13 protein-coding genes are annotated in these 17,368 nt (G+C 65.6%); 8 read left to right on the plus strand and 5 right to left on the minus strand.

All coding sequences use genetic code 11. The annotated features are described in order from the left end of the window. Window positions 1-17 precede the first annotated feature (17 nt). Together C795_RS0109380 and C795_RS17565 are read left to right on the plus strand one after the other, a co-directional pair. Complete coding sequence (locus C795_RS0109380) at window positions 18-815, plus strand: IclR family transcriptional regulator (protein ID WP_017793499.1); 798 nt, start codon at window positions 18-20, stop codon at window positions 813-815. 700 nt (window positions 816-1,515) lie between these two features. Then, a complete protein-coding gene (locus C795_RS17565; RefSeq protein WP_232225467.1) occupies window positions 1,516-2,034 on the plus strand; it encodes a DUF559 domain-containing protein in 519 nt (172 codons plus the stop codon). 134 nt (window positions 2,035-2,168) lie between these two features. Here the strand turns inward: C795_RS17565 and C795_RS0109390 are convergent, their stop codons facing one another. The 3 genes from C795_RS0109390 to C795_RS0109400 all read right to left on the minus strand — a co-directional run bounded on the left by C795_RS0109390 (window position 2,169) and on the right by C795_RS0109400 (window position 6,796). Continuing rightward, window positions 2,169-3,386, minus strand: a complete 1,218-nt coding sequence (locus C795_RS0109390) for an amidohydrolase family protein (protein ID WP_017793501.1) — start codon at window positions 3,384-3,386, stop codon at window positions 2,169-2,171. Between the two features lie 84 nt (window positions 3,387-3,470). Next, entirely contained in the window at window positions 3,471-5,156 is a 1,686-nt protein-coding gene (gene hutU / locus C795_RS0109395) for a urocanate hydratase (protein ID WP_017793502.1), read from the minus strand. Window positions 5,157-5,275: 119 nt separating this feature from the next. Beyond that, window positions 5,276-6,796 (minus strand): APC family permease, encoded by a 1,521-nt coding sequence (locus tag C795_RS0109400; RefSeq protein WP_026139576.1) that lies wholly within the window; start codon window positions 6,794-6,796, stop codon window positions 5,276-5,278. 276 nt (window positions 6,797-7,072) lie between these two features. Here C795_RS0109400 and C795_RS0109405 point away from each other — a divergent pair, with 276 nt between their 5' ends. From C795_RS0109405 to C795_RS0109420, 4 genes are all read left to right on the plus strand, one after another. Further along, window positions 7,073-9,169, plus strand: coding sequence for a DEAD/DEAH box helicase (locus C795_RS0109405; RefSeq protein WP_157487059.1), 2,097 nt, complete (start codon window positions 7,073-7,075; stop codon window positions 9,167-9,169). Between the two features lie 51 nt (window positions 9,170-9,220). Further along, a complete protein-coding gene (locus C795_RS0109410; protein WP_017793505.1) occupies window positions 9,221-10,942 on the plus strand; it encodes a bifunctional 3'-5' exonuclease/DNA polymerase in 1,722 nt (573 codons plus the stop codon). Window positions 10,943-11,136: 194 nt separating this feature from the next. Further along, window positions 11,137-12,552 (plus strand): APC family permease, encoded by a 1,416-nt coding sequence (locus C795_RS0109415; protein ID WP_017793506.1) that lies wholly within the window; start codon window positions 11,137-11,139, stop codon window positions 12,550-12,552. A 9-nt stretch (window positions 12,553-12,561) separates the two neighbouring features. Beyond that, a complete protein-coding gene (locus C795_RS0109420; RefSeq protein ID WP_017793507.1) occupies window positions 12,562-13,104 on the plus strand; it encodes a YaeQ family protein in 543 nt (180 codons plus the stop codon). 7 nt (window positions 13,105-13,111) lie between these two features. Here the strand turns inward: C795_RS0109420 and C795_RS0109425 are convergent, their stop codons facing one another. Then, window positions 13,112-14,302: a DmpA family aminopeptidase gene (locus C795_RS0109425; RefSeq protein ID WP_017793508.1), complete on the minus strand. Its 1,191-nt coding sequence runs from the start codon at window positions 14,300-14,302 to the stop codon at window positions 13,112-13,114. 105 nt (window positions 14,303-14,407) lie between these two features. Here C795_RS0109425 and C795_RS17570 point away from each other — a divergent pair, with 105 nt between their 5' ends. Continuing rightward, window positions 14,408-14,629 carry a hypothetical protein gene (locus C795_RS17570; RefSeq protein ID WP_232225468.1) on the plus strand — a complete coding sequence of 74 codons (222 nt, stop codon included), beginning with the start codon at window positions 14,408-14,410 and terminating at the stop codon, window positions 14,627-14,629. Next, window positions 14,623-15,945, plus strand: a complete 1,323-nt coding sequence (locus tag C795_RS16310; protein WP_232225469.1) for an APC family permease — start codon at window positions 14,623-14,625, stop codon at window positions 15,943-15,945. Before C795_RS17570 ends, C795_RS16310 begins: the two co-directional genes overlap by 7 nt. On the opposite strand, the gene C795_RS0109435 is transcribed toward C795_RS16310, so the two are convergent. After that, a complete protein-coding gene (locus tag C795_RS0109435; protein ID WP_026139509.1) occupies window positions 15,913-17,112 on the minus strand; it encodes an IS110 family RNA-guided transposase in 1,200 nt (399 codons plus the stop codon). The two genes, C795_RS16310 and C795_RS0109435, sit on opposite strands and share 33 nt — an antisense overlap. Between the last annotated feature and the right edge of the window lie 256 nt (window positions 17,113-17,368).

Genomic DNA, 17,368 nt, shown 5'->3' on the forward strand with positions numbered 1-17,368 from the left:
CGGGGTACAGTGCCAGCATGACCGTGCCCCCCGCGACCAAGGTGCCCGCCGCCGATCAGACGTTGCGTATCCTAAGCCTGCTGGCGCGCTCACGCGGGCCGATGGCCGCGAGCATGATCGCCACGCAGCTCGAGCTGCCGCGCTCGACCGTCTACCACCTGCTCACCACGCTGCAGCAGCACGGCTTTGTGATGCACTTGCCCGAGGAGAAACGCTACGGGCTCGGCATTGCAGCAGTCGAACTGTCGAGTGCATATGAACGTCAAGAGCCACTCAGCCGCCTTGGTCGGCCACTGATCGCCCAATTGGTCGACCGGCTGGGTGAGAGCTGCCACCTTGCAGTGCCTCACGGCCGCGACGTGCTCTACGTCGTGGAGGAGCGAGCCCCGGGGGCCCGCCGACTCATCACCGATGTCGATGTGCGTTTGCCGATGCAACTCACGGCGAGTGGTCGCGCGATCCTTGCCGCATTGCCTAAAGCCCAGGTGTGCGCCCTGTTTCCCGACCGCGAGGCCTTTGTCCATCGACATGAGGACCCCGAGGGGGCCGAACACATCGACCGCTACTCCAAGCTACGTTCCGTGCTTGACGACACACTCACGCGTGGCTATGCACTCGAACGTGGTTCAGTGACCGCCGGTCTCGCGTCGATCGGGGTGCCGGTTCTCGATCACCGCGGCTGGCCGGTGGCCGCGATTGCGGTGACCTTCGCCGAGGACGGGATAGATCCGGATCAATTCGCAGGCATGGCCCAAGACGTACGCACGACCGCGCAGACCCTGTCCACGCGCATTCATGGGCGGGCCCGGGCTTAACAACGGCCGTGCCGCGGATGCTACACCCGCAGGCCGCACCAGCAAACCTCACCTGCTGGGGCCACGTGCGGGCGTAATAGGCGGGCATAACCCCCACGTGCGGCCCCAGCGAGGGGCTTGCGTGAGGAAAGTGCTTCGTCCACAGGGGGCGATTGTGCGGGCGGACTCATTTTTCTTGGCCCGTGCTGTGGAGAACTTAATAGGGGCTCCGCAGATGTTCACACTGGAGTGCATGACTCGCACACCCACACCAGTCGCGTATGCGCCAGGTACAGCACACACCACCGCAGAGTGGGCCAGACTCGGCGTCACTCGTGACATGCTTCGACACGAGAGATTTGCGCGAGTGCGGTGGGGGGTCTACCGCTTGCGACAAAAGCTCCCTCGCATGCATGTGGACGAGGCGACTCGCGTCCTTGCACAAGGGGTGTATCCGGCCTTGCGGGCGGGTGAAGTGTTCAGCCACACGACAGCGCTGTTGCTACTGAAAGTACCGATCCGGGCTCCGCTCGAGGTACACGTCACATCACCCCACCACAACAACCGCACTCGTGATGAGAGCGTGATTGGGCACCGAAAACGAGCATCGTTTCGCACCGTGTACGACCACACGGGGCTACCTTGCATCCCCATCCTCGACGCGGTACTTCAAGCGGTACCCTTGCTCACGTTTTGTGACCTTGTAGTTGCATTTGACCACATGCTGAAACTGCAGGGACCACCGTGGCGTCAGTATTCGATTTCAACGAAGGCGGCAATTACGGCTGCACTTTCTTCGGGAAGTATTCTGCAGGCGAAGCGGCTGAGAATGGCATTGTCAGTGTCTCGCGTCGGTGCAGAGTCGCGTATGGAAACGCTGCTGCACTTCGAACTGGCACGCATGGGTCTCGACGATTTGGAAATGCAGTCTGAGGTGTTTGACGCTCACGGCAAGCTGATTGGCCGGTTTGACCTTGTTGATTACTCCAAAAAACTGATTCTGGAATACGACGGAGAGCAGCATCGCACGGACCGGGATCAGTACCTTCACGATGAGATCAGGCTGCAGCGCGCTCGAGAAGCGGGGTATGAGGTGCTGCGTCTGCACTACGAAGACTTCTTTGCAGAAAACCTTGCGCAGACCCGCAAGACGCTCACTGAGAGATTGGGGCGAGACCCGCGACTGCTCGCTCCCGCACTCTCGCGGCTGTTCGCAGAATGCCCATTCCCGGCGCTGTAGGGCTTCGCCTGATTCAATGCTTGAGTTGGGGCCATGAGTTGGGGTTATGCCTAGCCGTAATCCCCACTTGTGGCCCCAGCAGCTAGGGGGCGGTGGTTTCTGAGCGAGGGGGCAACGACTGTGGAACGAAACGTTTAGAACTCGCGCAACCCGGCCCGCCAGACCGCTGACGTCAGCGGCATGCCGGGCCGGTACGCGAGGTGCGTGACCGAGGGGGCCTCGAGTAGCTGCAGATCGGCACGCGCGCCGGGCCGGATCACGCCGACGTCACGCATGCCGAGCGCAACCGCCCCGCCGAGCGTCGCGGCGCGCACCGCCTCCTGGATCGTGAGGCCCATCTGCAACACCGCGGTCGCGACGCAGAACGCCATCGAGCTGGTGTACGAGGTACCCGGGTTGCAGTTCGACGCGATCGCGATCTGCGCCCCCGCGTCGAGCAGCCTGCGCGCCGGCGCGAGCGGCATGCGAGTCGACAGATCGCATGCGGGCAGCACCGTCGCGACGGTGCCCCTGGGAGCACCTGCGCTGGTGGCTGCTGCGCCCGCGGCTCCGGATCCGGACCAAGATGCCGCAAGCGCCTCGACGTCCTCGTCGCTCAAGAACGCCACATGGTCAACGCTGAGCGAGCCGTGTTCGACGGCGAGCTGCACGCCGGGCCCGTGGCCGAGTTGGTTTCCATGGACGCGGGTGGCGAGGCCCACGCGAGCCGCGGCCTCGAGCACACGGTGCGACGCAGCCTTGTCAAACGCGCCGGTCTCGCAGAACACGTCGACCGCGCTCACGAACGGGGCGACCGCCTCGAGCATGGGGCCGGTGACGAGGTCTAGGTATTCGCTGGGATCAGTATCGGCGGGTACGAGGTGCGCGCCGAGGAAGGTGACGGCGTCGACGTGGCGGCCCGCGATCTGTGCCGAGCGCACCTCGTCGGCCACCGTCAACCCGTAGCCCGTCTTCGTCTCAAGGGTGGTCGTGCCGCCGCGCCGCGCCTCGTCGATGAGGCGCACGAGGTTGGCCTCGAGTGCCTCATCGGAGGCCTCCCGGGTCGCGTTCACCGTGACATTGATGCCACCCGCCGCGTACGACTCACCCGCCATGCGCGCCTCGAACTCGGCGGTGCGGTCTCCCGCGAACACCATGTGGGTGTGGGAGTCGACCCATCCGGGCAGCACGGCCCGTCCCGCGGCATCGAAACGGTCGTCCGCCGCGGGGGCCTGGTCAGCAGGGCCGACCCAAGCGATGCGGCCAGCGTCTGGCCCCGACGTTTCAACGACGACCGCTGCATCGCTCAGACGACCGAGCTCGTCATCGTTCGTGGTGAGTTCACCGATGTTGTCGATCAGCAGTGAAGCCATAGGGGACTCGTTTCGTTGGTGGGTGGATTCTGCGACTCGCAAGCTCGCGCAGAATGACGGGTGAGAGGTGCAGCGGGCAGCAGCCTAGTCGTGACGAATGGTGGGCTCCATCGGCACACGCACGCCGCGCTCCGCGGCCACATCGACCGCGCGCTGGTAGCCGGCGTCGACGTGGCGAATGACGCCCATGCCGGGGTCGTTCGTGAGCAGACGCTCGAGCTTCTCTGCCGCGAGCGGGGTGCCGTCTGCCACCGAGACCTGGCCCGAGTGGATTGAGCGGCCGATGCCGACGCCACCACCGTGGTGCAGTGACACCCAGGTCGCGCCCGATGAGGCTGCGGTCAGGGCATTGAGCAGGGGCCAATCGGCGATCGCATCAGAGCCGTCGGCCATCGCCTCGGTCTCGCGGTACGGGGATGCGACCGATCCGGAATCGAGGTGGTCGCGGCCAATCACGACCGGAGCCGAGAGCTTGCCCTCGGCGACCAGCTCGTTGAAGCGCAGCGCGGCGCGCTGGCGCTCGCCGTAGCCAAGCCAGCAGATGCGGGCGGGCAGACCCTCGAATTCGACGCGCTCCTGTGCGGCGCGGATCCAGCGGTGTAGGTGCGCGTTCTCGGGGAACAGCTCGAGGATGGCCTCGTCGGTGACGCGGATGTCCTCGGGGTCACCCGACAGTGCGGCCCAGCGGAACGGCCCGAGCCCCTCGCAAAACAGCGGGCGGATGTAGGCCGGGACGAAGCCGGGAAACTCGAAGGCGCGGTCGTAGCCGCCCTTGCGGGCCTCATCGCGGATCGAGTTGCCGTAGTCAAAGGTCTCTGCGCCGGCATCCTGGAACTCGACCATGGCCTTGACGTGCGCAGCCATCGCAGCCTGTGCGTCGCGGGTGAACTGCTCGGGATCGGCCGCTGCGCGATCCGGCCACTCATCGACCGTGTAGCCGATGGGTAGATACGACAGCGGGTCGTGGGCGCTGGTCTGGTCGGTGACGATGTCGATCGTGATCTCGCCGGCCTGGTGACGGCGCAGGATCTCGGGGAACACCTCTGCGGCGTTGCCGACGAGCCCGACGGACCAGCCGCGCTTCTCGTCCTTGGCCAGCTGCACCTTCGCGAGCGCCTCATCGAGATCGGTGACGACCTCGTCAAGGTAGCGCTTGCCGACGCGGCGCTGCAGGCGGCTTTCGTCGACGTCAACGATGAGGCAGGCGCCGTCGTTGAGCGTGACGGCGAGCGGCTGCGCGCCGCCCATGCCGCCGCAGCCGCCGGTGAGCGTGATCGTACCGGCGAGGGTGCCGCCGAAGCGCTTGACGCCGATCGCCGCGAAGGTCTCGAACGTGCCCTGCAGAATGCCCTGGGTGCCGATGTAGATCCACGAGCCGGCCGTCATCTGGCCGTACATGATGAGGCCCTCGGCCTCGAGCTTGCGAAACTCGGGCCACGTGGCCCAGTCACCCACGAGGTTCGAGTTGGCGATAAGCACGCGGGGTGCCCACACGTTCGTGCGGAAGACGCCCACGGGCTTGCCCGACTGCACGAGCAGCGTCTCGTCGTCTTCGAGGTCGCGCAGGGTGTCGACGATCGCGTCGTACGCCGCCCAGCTGCGGGCCGCGCGGCCGGTGCCGCCGTAGACGACGAGGTCGTCAGGGCGCTCGGCCACCTCGGGGTCGAGGTTGTTCATGAGCATGCGAAGCGGTGCCTCGGTCTGCCAACTCTTCGCTGAGATTTCGGTGCCGCGGGGGGCTTTGACGGGACGTGCGCCGGGGAGTGCCATGGTGGGGCCCTTTCGAAACAAAGCGGCGACGGTGCCGCGGGTGATTCCATCTCACCGCGTCACCGCCGCCGGGGCCATGCGTTTCGGGCTCTCTCTGTCTGGGATCCCGGATCGAGTCGTTACTGCTCGGGCACCGACACGAGCTCGGTGTCGTACGCGCCGGGCTCGGTGCCGTGCCCAATCTGGCGATAGATGGTGGGCTTCGTGGCCTTGAGCACGAGCCCCCACACGATGCCCACGATGCCCGCGGCAAAGATCAAACCGGGCAAGATGTAGGTCGTGGCATCGGGCTCTGCCTGGTCGAGCATCAACTGGAAGTTCATCAGAATCATGATGAACACCCACAGCAGCGCGAGCCCCGAGATCACGGGAGCCACGATGCGCGTCCACACGCCGAGGCCGCGCTGGTTCTTGTGGAAGAACCCAATTACCGCGGCAGCGATGACCGCCATGAGGAGCACCAAGCCAGCGGCGCCCGTGTTGGTGAGCCACGTAAACATCGTCAGCACGGGGTACAGGAATGACATGTCGCCGAGCGCTGCCGCCCCACCAAACGCGTCACCCGCAAGAGCAAAGCCGATCACCGCAACGAAGGCGATGACGGTCTGTGCGACTGAACCGGCCCAGGGAGCGCCCGCCCGCGAGGTGCGAGCGAAGGCGCGGGGAAGCACCCCTTCACGACCGAGCGAGTAGAAGTACCGGGCGACCGAGTTGTGGAACGACTGCAGTGCCGCGAACAGGCTGGTAATGAACAGCAGCGTCATGACGTCTGCAAAGATCACGCTCGTGTGCTCGCCCATAAACACGAACATCAGGTCGGGGCCAAACTCCTGCGATGCCCCAATGATGTTCGACGGGCCGATGCCCACCGAGAACGCCCACGCGCTGAATGCGTAGAACAAGCCGATGATCGCGACGGCCGCGTAGGTGGCGCGGGCTACGGTGCGCTTCGGGTCCTTGGCCTCCTCGCCGTAGATAGCGGCGCCCTCGAATCCCATGAACGCTGCGACGCCAAAGACGAGCACGATGCCGAGCGCGGGGCCGAAGAGTTCGGTGGGGTTCAGCGTGGTCGTGGTGATGCCCTCGGGGGCGACCGAGAACGAGACGATGTCAAAGATGATGACGACGAGGAACTCGAGCGCGACGAGTGCGCCGAGCACCTTCGCCGAGAGATCGACGCGGTTCACGCCGAGCACTCCGACGAGCACGATGCACAGCAGCACCCAGATCCACCAGGGCGAAGCAAAGCCAAGCTTCGCCTCGAGGAACATCGACATCTGGAATCCGAAGAGACCGTAAATGCCGACCTGCATTGCGTTGTACGACACAAGAGCGATGAGCGAAGCTCCCACGCCGAGTGGACGGCCGAGGCCCTGCGCGACGTAGGCATAAAACGCACCGGCGTTCGTGATGAACCGGCTCATGGCCGTGTATCCGACGGCAAACACGGTCAGAATTGCGGCGATCAGTAGGAAGCCGAGCGGCACGCCCAACGACTCGGTCACCGCGAATGAGGTGGTGACGCCACCAGCGACTACCGTCAGCGGCGCCGAGGCCGCGATGATCATGAGGGTAATCGCTGGTGCGCCAAGGGTGCGCCTGCTCAGACCTGACTGTTGAGGAGGGATTGACTCACTCATTGGGGGATCCTTTCATTTGGCAACATTGCCGCGTGAGGGTCGAAGTACTCGACCGGGACTGCTGCGATGCAGAACACAGCCCACGCTATGAGTTTGAGCGTATGGCCGGTCGGGTGGATTGTGTTTGGCTCAGCGTGCACGGGGCCTGATTTTTAGTGCAGGGAATGCGCATGATGGCGCGGATTACGGCCCGCGTGGCGGCGGTGAAGGGTGTCGCGAATGTGAATTATCACGATCTAGTCAGGTGTTCGAGCTATCCCGGGGTAGACTAGTATGATGACCTCTTCCGAGAACGCCACATCAGGCGAATCCGCAGTCTCTTCAGAATCCGAGGGCGAGCGCATCACATTCGCCGATCTCGGTCTCTCTGCTGAAGTTCTTAAGGCCGTAACCGACGTGGGATACGAAACCCCGTCGGCAATTCAGGCCGCTACTATTCCCGTTCTGCTCGAGGGGCGCGACGTCGTCGGCCTCGCCCAGACCGGCACCGGCAAGACCGCAGCCTTCGCGCTGCCGGTCCTTTCACGCATGATCCCGGGCGCTGGCGCGCCCCAGGCTCTCGTTCTCGCCCCCACCCGTGAGCTCGCGCTCCAGGTGTGCGAGGCGTTTGAGAGCTACGCCGTGCACCTTCCCAAGGTGAACTTGCTGCCCGTTTACGGTGGCCAGGCCTACGGCCAGCAGCTGTCGGCCCTGCGCCGAGGCGTCGATGTTGTTGTCGGTACCCCCGGCCGCATCATGGATCACCTCAAGCGTGGTTCGCTCGACCTCACGCAGATCAAGTACCTCGTGCTTGATGAGGCCGACGAGATGCTCAAGATGGGCTTCGCTGAGGACGTCGAGACGATCCTTGCTGACACTCCCGCCGACAAGCAGGTCGCACTGTTCTCTGCGACGATGCCCGCTCAGATCCGCCGCATCTCGCAGCAGTACCTGAAGGATCCGCAGGAGATCAAGATCGCTGGGAAGACCCAGACGAGCTCGACCATCACGCAGCGTTACATCGTTGTCTCTTACACGCAGAAGCTCGACGCGCTTACCCGCGTGCTCGAGGTCGAGAAGTTCGATGGCGTCATCGTCTTCACGCGTACCCGCGGTGACTCGGAGCAGGTTGCTGAGAAGCTGCGCGCTCGTGGCTACTCGGCCGCAGCGATCAACGGTGACATCCAGCAGGCGCAGCGCGAGCGCACCGTGCAGGCACTGAAGGATGGCAAGCTTGACATCCTCGTTGCCACCGACGTCGCGGCCCGTGGCCTCGACGTTGAGCGCATCAGCCACGTCATCAACTACGACCTGCCGATCGACGTCGAGTCGTACGTGCACCGCATCGGCCGTACCGGCCGCGCTGGCCGCACGGGCGACGCGATCAGCTTCGTCACGCCGCGCGAGCGTCGCCTGCTGAAGCAGATCGAAAAGACCACGAAGCAGACCCTGACCCAGATGCCGCTGCCCGGCATCGAAGAGGTCAACGCGACCCGTCTGTCACGCTTCGACGATGAGATCACGGCGGCCCTCGGCCGCACCGGTCGCATCGATCGCTTCCGCGAGGTTATCCAGCACTACGTCGAGCACCACGACGTTCCCGAGATCGACGTGGCCGCTGCACTCGCCGTCGTCGCACAGGGCGCTACGCCGCTGCTGCTCTCGGCTGACGACGATCGCAAGTTTGATCGCGACCGCAAGCAGGCCGCGAGCTTCCTCGACGACAGCAACGACCGCCCGGTGCGCGAGCGCGCCGAGCGTGGCCCGCGCCGTGACGACCTCAAGATGTACCGCATCGAGGTGGGCCGCCGCGATCGCGTGCAGCCCGGCCAGATCATTGGCGCAATTGCCAACGAGGGTGGCCTCACCCGCGACGACTTCGGCCGCATCCAGGTGCGCGACGACTTCTCGCTCGTCGAGCTCCCGAACAACCTGTCTGAGGCGACCCGCGCGGCGCTGCAGGACACGCGTATCGGTGGCAAGGCTATCGAGCTGAAGGAAGACCGTGGCGGCGGAGGATCGCGCGGCGGTTACAGCGGCGGCGATCGCGGCGGCGATCGCGGCGGCGACCGTGGTGGACGCGGCGGCTACGACCGCGGTGGCGACCGTGGCGGCTCGCGCGGTGGCTACGGCGACCGTAATGATCGCGGCGGCGACCGTGGTGGCTACGGCGGCGACCGTGGCGGTTCGCGCGGTGGTTACGGTGGCAACCGTGACGGCGGCGGCGACCGTGGTGGCTACGGCGGCGACCGTGGCGGTTCGCGCGGCGGTTACGGTGGCAACCGTGACGGCGGCGGCGACCGCGGTGGCCGTGGTGGCTACGGTGGTAACCGCGACGGTGGCAACGACTTCGGCGGCAACAGCGCCGATGGCAAGCGTAAGCCCCGCTGGTAACCGGTCTCCGGTCACCCAACACACAGTAGAACCTCGACACCCCAGGTGACGATGCGTTGGTGCGCCCTCGGCAGAAATGCCGACGGGCGCATCACTGCGTTTGGGCTCAATGAGCTCGGCGATTTGGGCGAGCGCACCGAACTGGCTCCGGCCGAACTCGTCGACTTCGTGCGCGCGACCGAGGCGGCCCAGGCGCCCCGCTGGGTCTGGAACGACACCGCGAAATGGCTGCCGGGCCTGCTGAAGTTCGGCGTGCGGGTCACCCGCTGCCACGATCTGCGGCTCGCGCACGCGATCCTCGCGCGCTCGGCTCTCGTGCCGGATCCCGGCCCGTTGCGGGCCGCGGCCGCCTGGGCCGTCGGGCACGAGGATCCGGATCCGGAGCCCCAGCAGACGACGCTCTTTGAGCTCGATGCACCCCGATTGACCGCCGTGCCGGGCGGTATCGAGGAAACGCTCGCGGAGTTCGCGCGGCAGCGTGCGGCCCTCGCGTCAGCCCCGGGCCAGCTCGCACTATTGGTCGCGGCGGAGTCGGCGGGCGCGCTCATCGCAGCGGAGCTCCGAGAGGCCGGCGTGCCCTGGGACGCGACCGAGCACGACCGGATCCTAACCGACGCGCTCGGTCCGAGGCCCGCCACGGGAGCCCGGCCCGAGATCATGGCGCGGCTCGCCGAGGAGATTGCGCGTGCGCTGGGCAACCCTCGCGTGAGCGTCGATTCACCGCCCAAGTTGCTGCGTGCGATGCGCGACGCGGGCCTCGACGTGCAGTCCACCTCTCAGTGGGAGATCGCCGAGGTCGAGCACCCGGTGATCCCGCCGCTGCTGCACTACAAGAAGCTGTCCCGGCTGCTCACCGCCAACGGATGGAACTGGATCGACGAGTGGGTGCGCGACGGCAGGTATCACCCCGTGTATGTTCCTGGCGGCGTGGTGACCGGCCGTTGGGCGTCCAGCGGCGGCGGCGCGCTCCAGCTGCCCCGGCTGCTGCGGCCCGCGCTGCGCGCCGACCCCGGCTGGACCTTCGTATCGGCCGATGTCGCGCAGCTCGAGCCGCGCGTCCTCGCAGCCATGTCCGGCGACCGCGCGATGGCTGCCGCAGGAGCGGGAACCGACCTGTACGCCGGGGTCGTGGACAGCGGAGTGGTCGCGACGCGTCAAGACGCCAAGATTGCCGTGCTGGGCGCGATGTACGGCGCCACCACGGGTGACAGCGGGCGGCTCGTGCCGCGACTGCGACGTGGATTTCCCGACGCGATGCGGCTCGTGGACCAGGCTGCCGAGACGGGGGAGCGCGGCGGCATCGTGACGACCTGGCTTGGCAGGTCGTCGCCGCTGCCCGGGGACGAGTGGCTTGAGCTGCAGGCTCGGGCGACCCTGCCCGGAGCTTCCGCGCGCGACGAGCGTGAGGCCAAACGGGTGGCGCGCGACTTCGGGAGGTTCACGCGCAACTTTATCGTGCAGGGCACCGCCGCCGAGTGGGCGCTCGCGTGGCTCGCCGATCTGCGGCTGCGACTCAACGAGATCGTCTGGGACGAGGCAGGGGATGTCGGAGCGACGCCCGCGCGCGCGTCGGGCCCGGCCTTCGCGCGACGCCCACACCTCGCCTTCTTTCTGCACGACGAGATCATCGTCCACACCCCAATCGCGTTGGCCGAGCAAGTGACGGCAGCCGTGACCGAATCGGCCGCCGCTGCGGGACGGCTGTTGTTTGGCCAAAGCCCCGTCGACTTTCCGCTCGACGTGCGGGTGGCCGAGCGCGCTGCAAAGGACTAGCCAGCGGCGGTCCTCGATACCGCCGCTGGCGCGGTAAGCTGGCGGTGCCTAACCAGCATTTCGATGAAGAAGCGCAGCGTTGCCACCCCTTCTTCGCTGTTGAGTCACGAGCACACTCGCCGCGCCACCGCGCGCTTGCAGGCTCTGGCATGCCTCGAATCATTCAGAGACAAGCCTCGCAACAGGAGACCCACGTGAAACCCACGCTCAACCGCACGCTTGGCGTGCCCGGCATCGTGTTTATGGTGGTTGCGGCGGCCGCGCCGATCACCGTCGTCGCCGCCAACTTTCCCATCATCATCAGCATCTCGGGCTCGATCGGTGTGCCGACCATGGTGCTCGCCACGACCGCAATCCTGCTGCTGTTCGCAGTCGGCTACACCTGGATGACGCCCCGCGTCCCCGATGCGGGAGCCTTCTACTCGTACGTGCAGCGGGGGCTGGGCCGCCGCGCGGGCCACGGCACGGCCGCCGTCGCGCTGTTCAGCTACGTGCTGCTCACGGTCTCGATGACCTGCTACCTCGGCGTGCAGACCGGTAACTTGATCCAGCTGTGGCTCGGCTTCACACCCCCCTGGTGGCTCATCTCGGCCATCATGCTGCTCATCGTCGGGCTGCTCGGCTACCGCGACATCGAGCTCTCGGCCAAGGTACTGGGTGCGGTGCTCGTGCTGGAGGTCGTGGCGGTGCTCGCGATCGATCTGGGCGTGCTGTTCAACGGCGGCAGCCTCTCGACTGCACCGCTCAACCCGGCCGAGGCGCTCGTGGGCGCACCGGGTCTCGGGCTGCTCTTCGCGTTTCTGGGGTTCTTTGGGTTCGAGGCCACGGCCGTGTTCCGCAATGAGGCCAAGGATCCGGATCGCACGGTGCCGCGCGCCACGTACATTGCCGTGATCACGATCGGCGCCCTGTACTTCGTGTCATCGTGGCTCGTGATCTCGGGGCTGGGGGCGGATGAAGCTGTTGCGCTCTCGAACGAGGCCCCCGACAGCATCGTGATTCAGCTCGCGGGAGCGGTCGTGGCGCCCATCGTGGCAGACATCGTGCAGGTGCTCGTCGTAACCAGCATGTTTGCGTGCATGCTGTCGTTCCACAACATTGTCACCCGGTACCTCTTCACGCTCGGCCAGCGCGGCGTGCTGCCCGGCGCGCTCGCGGCGGTGCACACGAAGCACCGCGCGCCCTCACAGGCATCGCTGTGGGTGAGCATCGTCACGTCCGCCGTGGTTGTCGTATCGGCGCTGGGGCAGCTGGATCCCGTGACGCAGATCTACACCTGGTACTCGGGTGCCGGTGCGGTGGGTGTGATCTTCATGATGGCCCTCACGAGCGTTGCGGTGCTCGCGTACGGGCGGCGCGGTCGCGCAGCTCACGAGGCAGCGCCTCTCGCGGTGGTCATCGCGAGCGTGCTCGGCGGTCTCGGATTGCTCGCCGTGCTCGCAATCTCGGTGTGGAACCTGCCCGTGCTGGTGGGCGGCCTCACCGCCTCACTCATCTGGGGTGGCGCGCTCGTTCTCGTGTTCGTCGCGGGGCTCATGCACCCCGAACGGGAGCCTGAGCGCGCGGCCTTGATCGCTGCGCAGCGGGAACACGAAACCGTCGACCACTAGGCTGAACACATGGCAATAGGCGCAACGATCCACACCTTCGATGTACAACTGGCAGACGTGGATCGTGGGGTGTACGAGGACTTCTCGCTGCGGGTCGCCCGCCACCCCTCAGAGACCGACACCTATATGGTGACCCGGTTGTTGGCCTACTGCCTCGAGTACGAGGAAGGCATCGGCTTTGCGGCCGGGGGCGTCTCGTCGACCGACGAGCCCGCCGTGCTGGTGCGCGATCTCACCGGTCACATCACCGCCTGGATCGAGATCGGTGCACCCGATGCAGCCCGGCTGCATTTTGGCAGCAAGCTTGCCGACCGGGTCGCGGTGTATACGCACCGTGACCCGGCGAAGCTGCTGGCGTCGTGGGCGGGGAAGACCATTCATCAGTCCGCAGACATCGTGGTGCGCTCCTTCGACCCCGGATTTGTGGAACAGGTCGCTGCGGCGGTCGGACGGCGTAACACGCTGTCGGTGTCGCGCACCGAGGGGCACCTCTTCCTCGAGGTCGGCGACGCTGCGTTCTCCACCGAGGTCCACGAGCACCGGATCAGCTAGCGCCCCTTCAGTGCGCGCCGCCAAACGCGGCGCGCACTTCTGCGTGGGGGAGCGCGTAGCTGATGTGGCCGTCGCGGCCCGTCATGTTGCGGGCCGCGACGAGCGCGTTCATGACGGCCTCCTCGGTGGCCTCAACCACGGCCTCAAAGAATGGGTCGATCGAGCCCCAAGCGACGTGATCGAGTGACTCGATCCGGATCTCGTCTCCCGCCATCTGGGAGCCGAGGGCTCCCTCGTTGGCGGTGGAGAACGCGAGAAAGATGTCGCCCGAGAAATGGCTGCCGGTGGTGCCTGTGCGCGCGAGCCCCAGCGGCACGCGGCGTGCGAGCGCGTCGCACTGGGCCGGGAGTAGTGGGGCGTCGGTGGCGACGACCACAATCACGCTGCCCGCGCCGCCCACGGCCTGCGCACCCGCGCCGGCCTCGCGTTCGAACCAGCCGCTCGTCTCCATGGGGTTGGGGGCCTGGGACTGCCTGCCGAGGGCGTGCCCTGAGACGCGAAGTTCTTTCCGTGAGCCAAAGTTCGCCTGCAACAACACCCCGACGGTCCACGAGCGGTCGCCAGAACGCACCACCCGCGACGCGGTGCCCGTACCGCCCTTGAATCCGTAGCAGTTCATGCCGGTGCCGCCACCGACACTGCCCTCATCGACGGGGCCCGAGGATGCTCGGTTGAGCGCCTCAATCGCGTGCGCGGGGGTCACCGTCGGCGCGTTGATGGCATTGAGGTAGCCGTCCCAGGTTTCACCCACGACCGGCAGCATCCACGCCGCAGCGGTGGCGGGGTGGTGCTCTGCCATCCAGCGGTCCACTCCAGAATGCACCGCCCCCACCGCGTGTGAATTCGTGATGGCGATCGGCGCCTGGAGCTGCCCCGACTCCTCGATCCAGCTGCGGCCCGTCAGCTCGCCGTTGCCGTTGAGCACCGCGACTCCTGCCGCGCATGCGGAGCCGGCAAGATGCTTGCCGCGCGGCAGAATGGCGGTCACGCCGGTTCTCGCGGAGCCTGGGGCGCCCGGGGCGTCACCGATCAGCGTCACGAGGCCCACTTCGAGACCAGGCACATCGGTGATCGCATTCAGCGTGCCGGGCTCGCCGTCGAACCCAATACCGAGCTCGCGTGCTCGCGTGCGGTCGCCAGCCTCGGTGCGGGGGTCAGTCTTGGGGGCCTCGGCCTTGGTGTGCTCAACATTGAACATTGTTTAATCCTTTCGTCTATGGTTATATTACTCACGCTCAACCTCGTGGTGGAAGACGTTGACGCTTGTTCAGTAAAATTACGGCCCGCAACAAAGGAGTCCAGTATGAATGCAACACGCTCATCGCCCGGAATGTCAGACCGAGGGAACGCCGTCCCAGATGGTACGACGACCCTCGCGAAGGGGCGCCTTGGCACCTGGGACATCGTGTTCTTTGTGATCTCGGCGGCCGCGCCGCTCACCGTGATTCTGAGCGGCGCGATCACCTCGTTTCGCATGGGAGGGGTTGGGCCCCCGGCGCGATCCTATTCTGTGCCATCGTGCTGATTTTCTTCGCCCTCGGGTTTACTGCGATGTCCAAGAGCGTGCGGAACGCGGGGGCGTTCTATGCCTACGTGTCACGCGGTCTCGGCAAACCCTTTGGCATCGGGGTTTCCACGGTGACGGTGTTTGCATACATCTCGCTTGTTGTCTCGTTCTTCGGATTCATCGGGTTCTTCGCGCAGTTCACGTTCGCCGAACTCTTTGGGCTCGACCTGCCGTGGGGCGTCTGGTCGTTGCTCGCCGTCGCCATCGTGGCCTTTCTGGGGTACCGAAAGATCGACGTTGGGGCCAAAGTGCTGGCAATCCTGCTCACCCTCGAGGTTGGGATCTTGCTCGTGTTCGCCGTTGCCGCGATCGCGGACGGTGGGCCCGAGCCATGGAGTCTCGCCTCCTTCGACCCGCAGAATGTGTTCTTTGCGAGCGGCGCGGGTGCACTCTTCGTGATGGGGTTTGGTGCGTACCTCGGGTTCGAAAGCACGGCAATCTATGCGGAGGAGGCGAAGAACCCCGATCGTACGGTGCCGCGGGCGACCATCATCTCGATTGCGTTTTTGGGCGTCTTCTACGCGTTCACGTTCTGGATTTTGACGGTGGCCTTCGGGGTTGAAGGCGTGGTTGAGCTGGCACGCAGTGATGCCTTCGAAACCATGGTGATTGAGGGTACGGGTGACCTGGCGGGAGCCGGGGCCGCGTTTGTGATGAAGATTCTGATCGTCACCAGCTTCTTCGCCTGTGTGCTGTCCTTCCACAACGCCTGCACGCGCTACCTGTTCTCGCTCGGGCGAGAGGGGCTCCTGCCGCGTGCGCTGGGACGCACCAGCAAGCGTAGCCAGTCGCCCGCCGCGGCAAGTCTCACGCTGAGTGCCTTCTCAGCCCTTGGCGTGCTTGTCGCAATCGTGCTGCAGGCCGACCCGTTCCTCGGGCTCGCCCTGTGGACCTATGCGACGGGTGTGCAGGGGCTCGTGTTTGCCCAGGCCATTACCGCGATCGCGGTCGTGTGGTACTTCCTTAAGGACCGCCGGGGATACAGTGTGTGGCGGGTCACCGTCGCGCCCATTCTCGGGGCCATCGGGTTGATCGTGGGATTCTTCCTGATCGCCACAAACTTCGAAGTGGTGACCGGTCTCGAGGGACCCATCAATCAACTGCTCTTGCTGCCCACGCCAATCCTGTTTGTCGGAGGCATTATCGCGGGGCTCGTGATCAAAGCCCGCAGGCCCGCCTACTACGCAGGGCTCACGGAGACCGTCACGGTCACGCCGGGGGGGTTGCCCCTATTACTTTTGTCAAGCCGCAAGCGCATGATCAGCTTGATATAGCGACCCGTCTCGGAGCATCGCGAAGAGGACATCACAGCGTCGTCTGGCCAGGGCGATGAGAGCCTGGTTGTGCCGTTTGCCCTGCGCGATCTTCCGGTCGTAATAGGCGCGTGAGACGGGATCTCTGAGCGCGGCGAAGGCCGAGAGGAACAGGGCTCGTTTCAACACCCGGTTTCCGCGCCTAGACGAATGTTCGCCGCGGATCGATGACCCGGATCTTCGGGTCACGGGAGCTAGACCGGCGTAGGAAGCCAAGTGGCCAGCGGACTCGAAGTGTTTGCCCGCCACTTCGGTGAGGAGCCTGGCGGCCGTCCTAACGCCGACTCCCGGCATGCTCATCAGGACGATCGAAAGAGGGTGCGCCTCAACGATCTCTTCAACCAGGACCGCTATCTCAGCCCGTTGCCGCCGCAGCGCTGCGAGTTGTTCCGCGAGGCGCGGAAGGACGACAGCTGCGGCATTCGTGCCAACCACCACGACCGTTTGAGCAGCCAGCGCGTCCATGATCTCGGACGCAAGACGATGTCCCATACGCGGAGCAAGCCTTCTGAGGCGTGTAGCTAACCGTTGAGGGCCGGCCTGCTGCATCACTGCGGGCGATGGGTAGCGCTGCAATAGATCAAGGACCGCAGGATGGTCCAGGTGTGGGCCGATCACGCGTTCGAGTGCGGGATGGATCTGAGTGAGGAGCCCCCGTACCCGGTTACTCGTCGCAGTGATCTGCCCGAGGACGTCATCATCAAACCCGCACAGCATCGAGAGCTCAGCAACGGATTCGTCAGCGACCTGGATGGATCGCAGCGCGTGGGGCAGAGTTCTGGCGGCTTGCGCAATGATTGCGGCGTCTCGGGCATCGGTTTTTGCTTCGCCGGGGTGGAGGTCTGCGATGCGACGCATCGCTAATCCCGGCAGGTAGCCGACGAGCACCCCTTCGGCTTGAGCGACCGCGATCGGGAGTGCTCCGATGGTGGCTGGCTGGTCCACGACGACGAGCACGTTGCCATGGTGTTTGAGGTGCTGCAGGACGTCACGCATTTTGGCTTCATCGTTAGGGAGCGGTTTGTCGTAGAGACTTTTACCGGCTCGGTTGAGGGCGACGGCGTGGTGTTCGCCTTTGCCGACGTCGATGCCGACGAACACGTCGACGTTGTCGTAGTTCTCGATCATGACTGCTCCGTCCGTTGAGATTTCGGCGGTCAGCTCCTGGTATTGAGTCCCGGCATCCACGTTACGGACGGCCCTGGAACGAGTTCCTGGCCGAGCCCCTATTAGCGATCACTCAATACCGGTCAGACCCGGTGGCAACACCCCCCGGATCATGGATGACTGGGGGCAATAACCATGCCGGGTCTGACTGGCCGCCGCCCTTCCAGTGTGATGCTGGAAAGGGCTACGAACAAGGTAACGGGGGGCGCGCTCGAAG

The sequence above is a fragment of the Leucobacter salsicius M1-8 genome (genome assembly GCF_000350525.1).
In the GTDB taxonomy this organism is placed as follows: Bacteria; Actinomycetota; Actinomycetes; order Actinomycetales; family Microbacteriaceae; genus Leucobacter; species Leucobacter salsicius.

Coding starts and splice junctions, on each gene's coding strand:
- C795_RS0109380 (WP_017793499.1), top strand. CDS start 18: ATGACCGTGCCCCCCGCGACCAAGGTGCCCGCCGCCGATCAGACGTTG.
- C795_RS17565 (WP_232225467.1), top strand. CDS start 1,516: ATGCTGAAACTGCAGGGACCACCGTGGCGTCAGTATTCGATTTCAACG.
- C795_RS0109390 (WP_017793501.1), bottom strand. CDS start 3,386: ATGGCTTCACTGCTGATCGACAACATCGGTGAACTCACCACGAACGAT.
- hutU (WP_017793502.1), bottom strand. CDS start 5,156: ATGGCACTCCCCGGCGCACGTCCCGTCAAAGCCCCCCGCGGCACCGAA.
- C795_RS0109400 (WP_026139576.1), bottom strand. CDS start 6,796: ATGAGTGAGTCAATCCCTCCTCAACAGTCAGGTCTGAGCAGGCGCACC.
- C795_RS0109405 (WP_157487059.1), top strand. CDS start 7,073: ATGACCTCTTCCGAGAACGCCACATCAGGCGAATCCGCAGTCTCTTCA.
- C795_RS0109410 (WP_017793505.1), top strand. CDS start 9,221: ATGCGTTGGTGCGCCCTCGGCAGAAATGCCGACGGGCGCATCACTGCG.
- C795_RS0109420 (WP_017793507.1), top strand. CDS start 12,562: ATGGCAATAGGCGCAACGATCCACACCTTCGATGTACAACTGGCAGAC.
- C795_RS0109425 (WP_017793508.1), bottom strand. CDS start 14,302: ATGTTCAATGTTGAGCACACCAAGGCCGAGGCCCCCAAGACTGACCCC.
- C795_RS17570 (WP_232225468.1), top strand. CDS start 14,408: ATGAATGCAACACGCTCATCGCCCGGAATGTCAGACCGAGGGAACGCC.
- C795_RS0109435 (WP_026139509.1), bottom strand. CDS start 17,112: ATGATCGAGAACTACGACAACGTCGACGTGTTCGTCGGCATCGACGTC.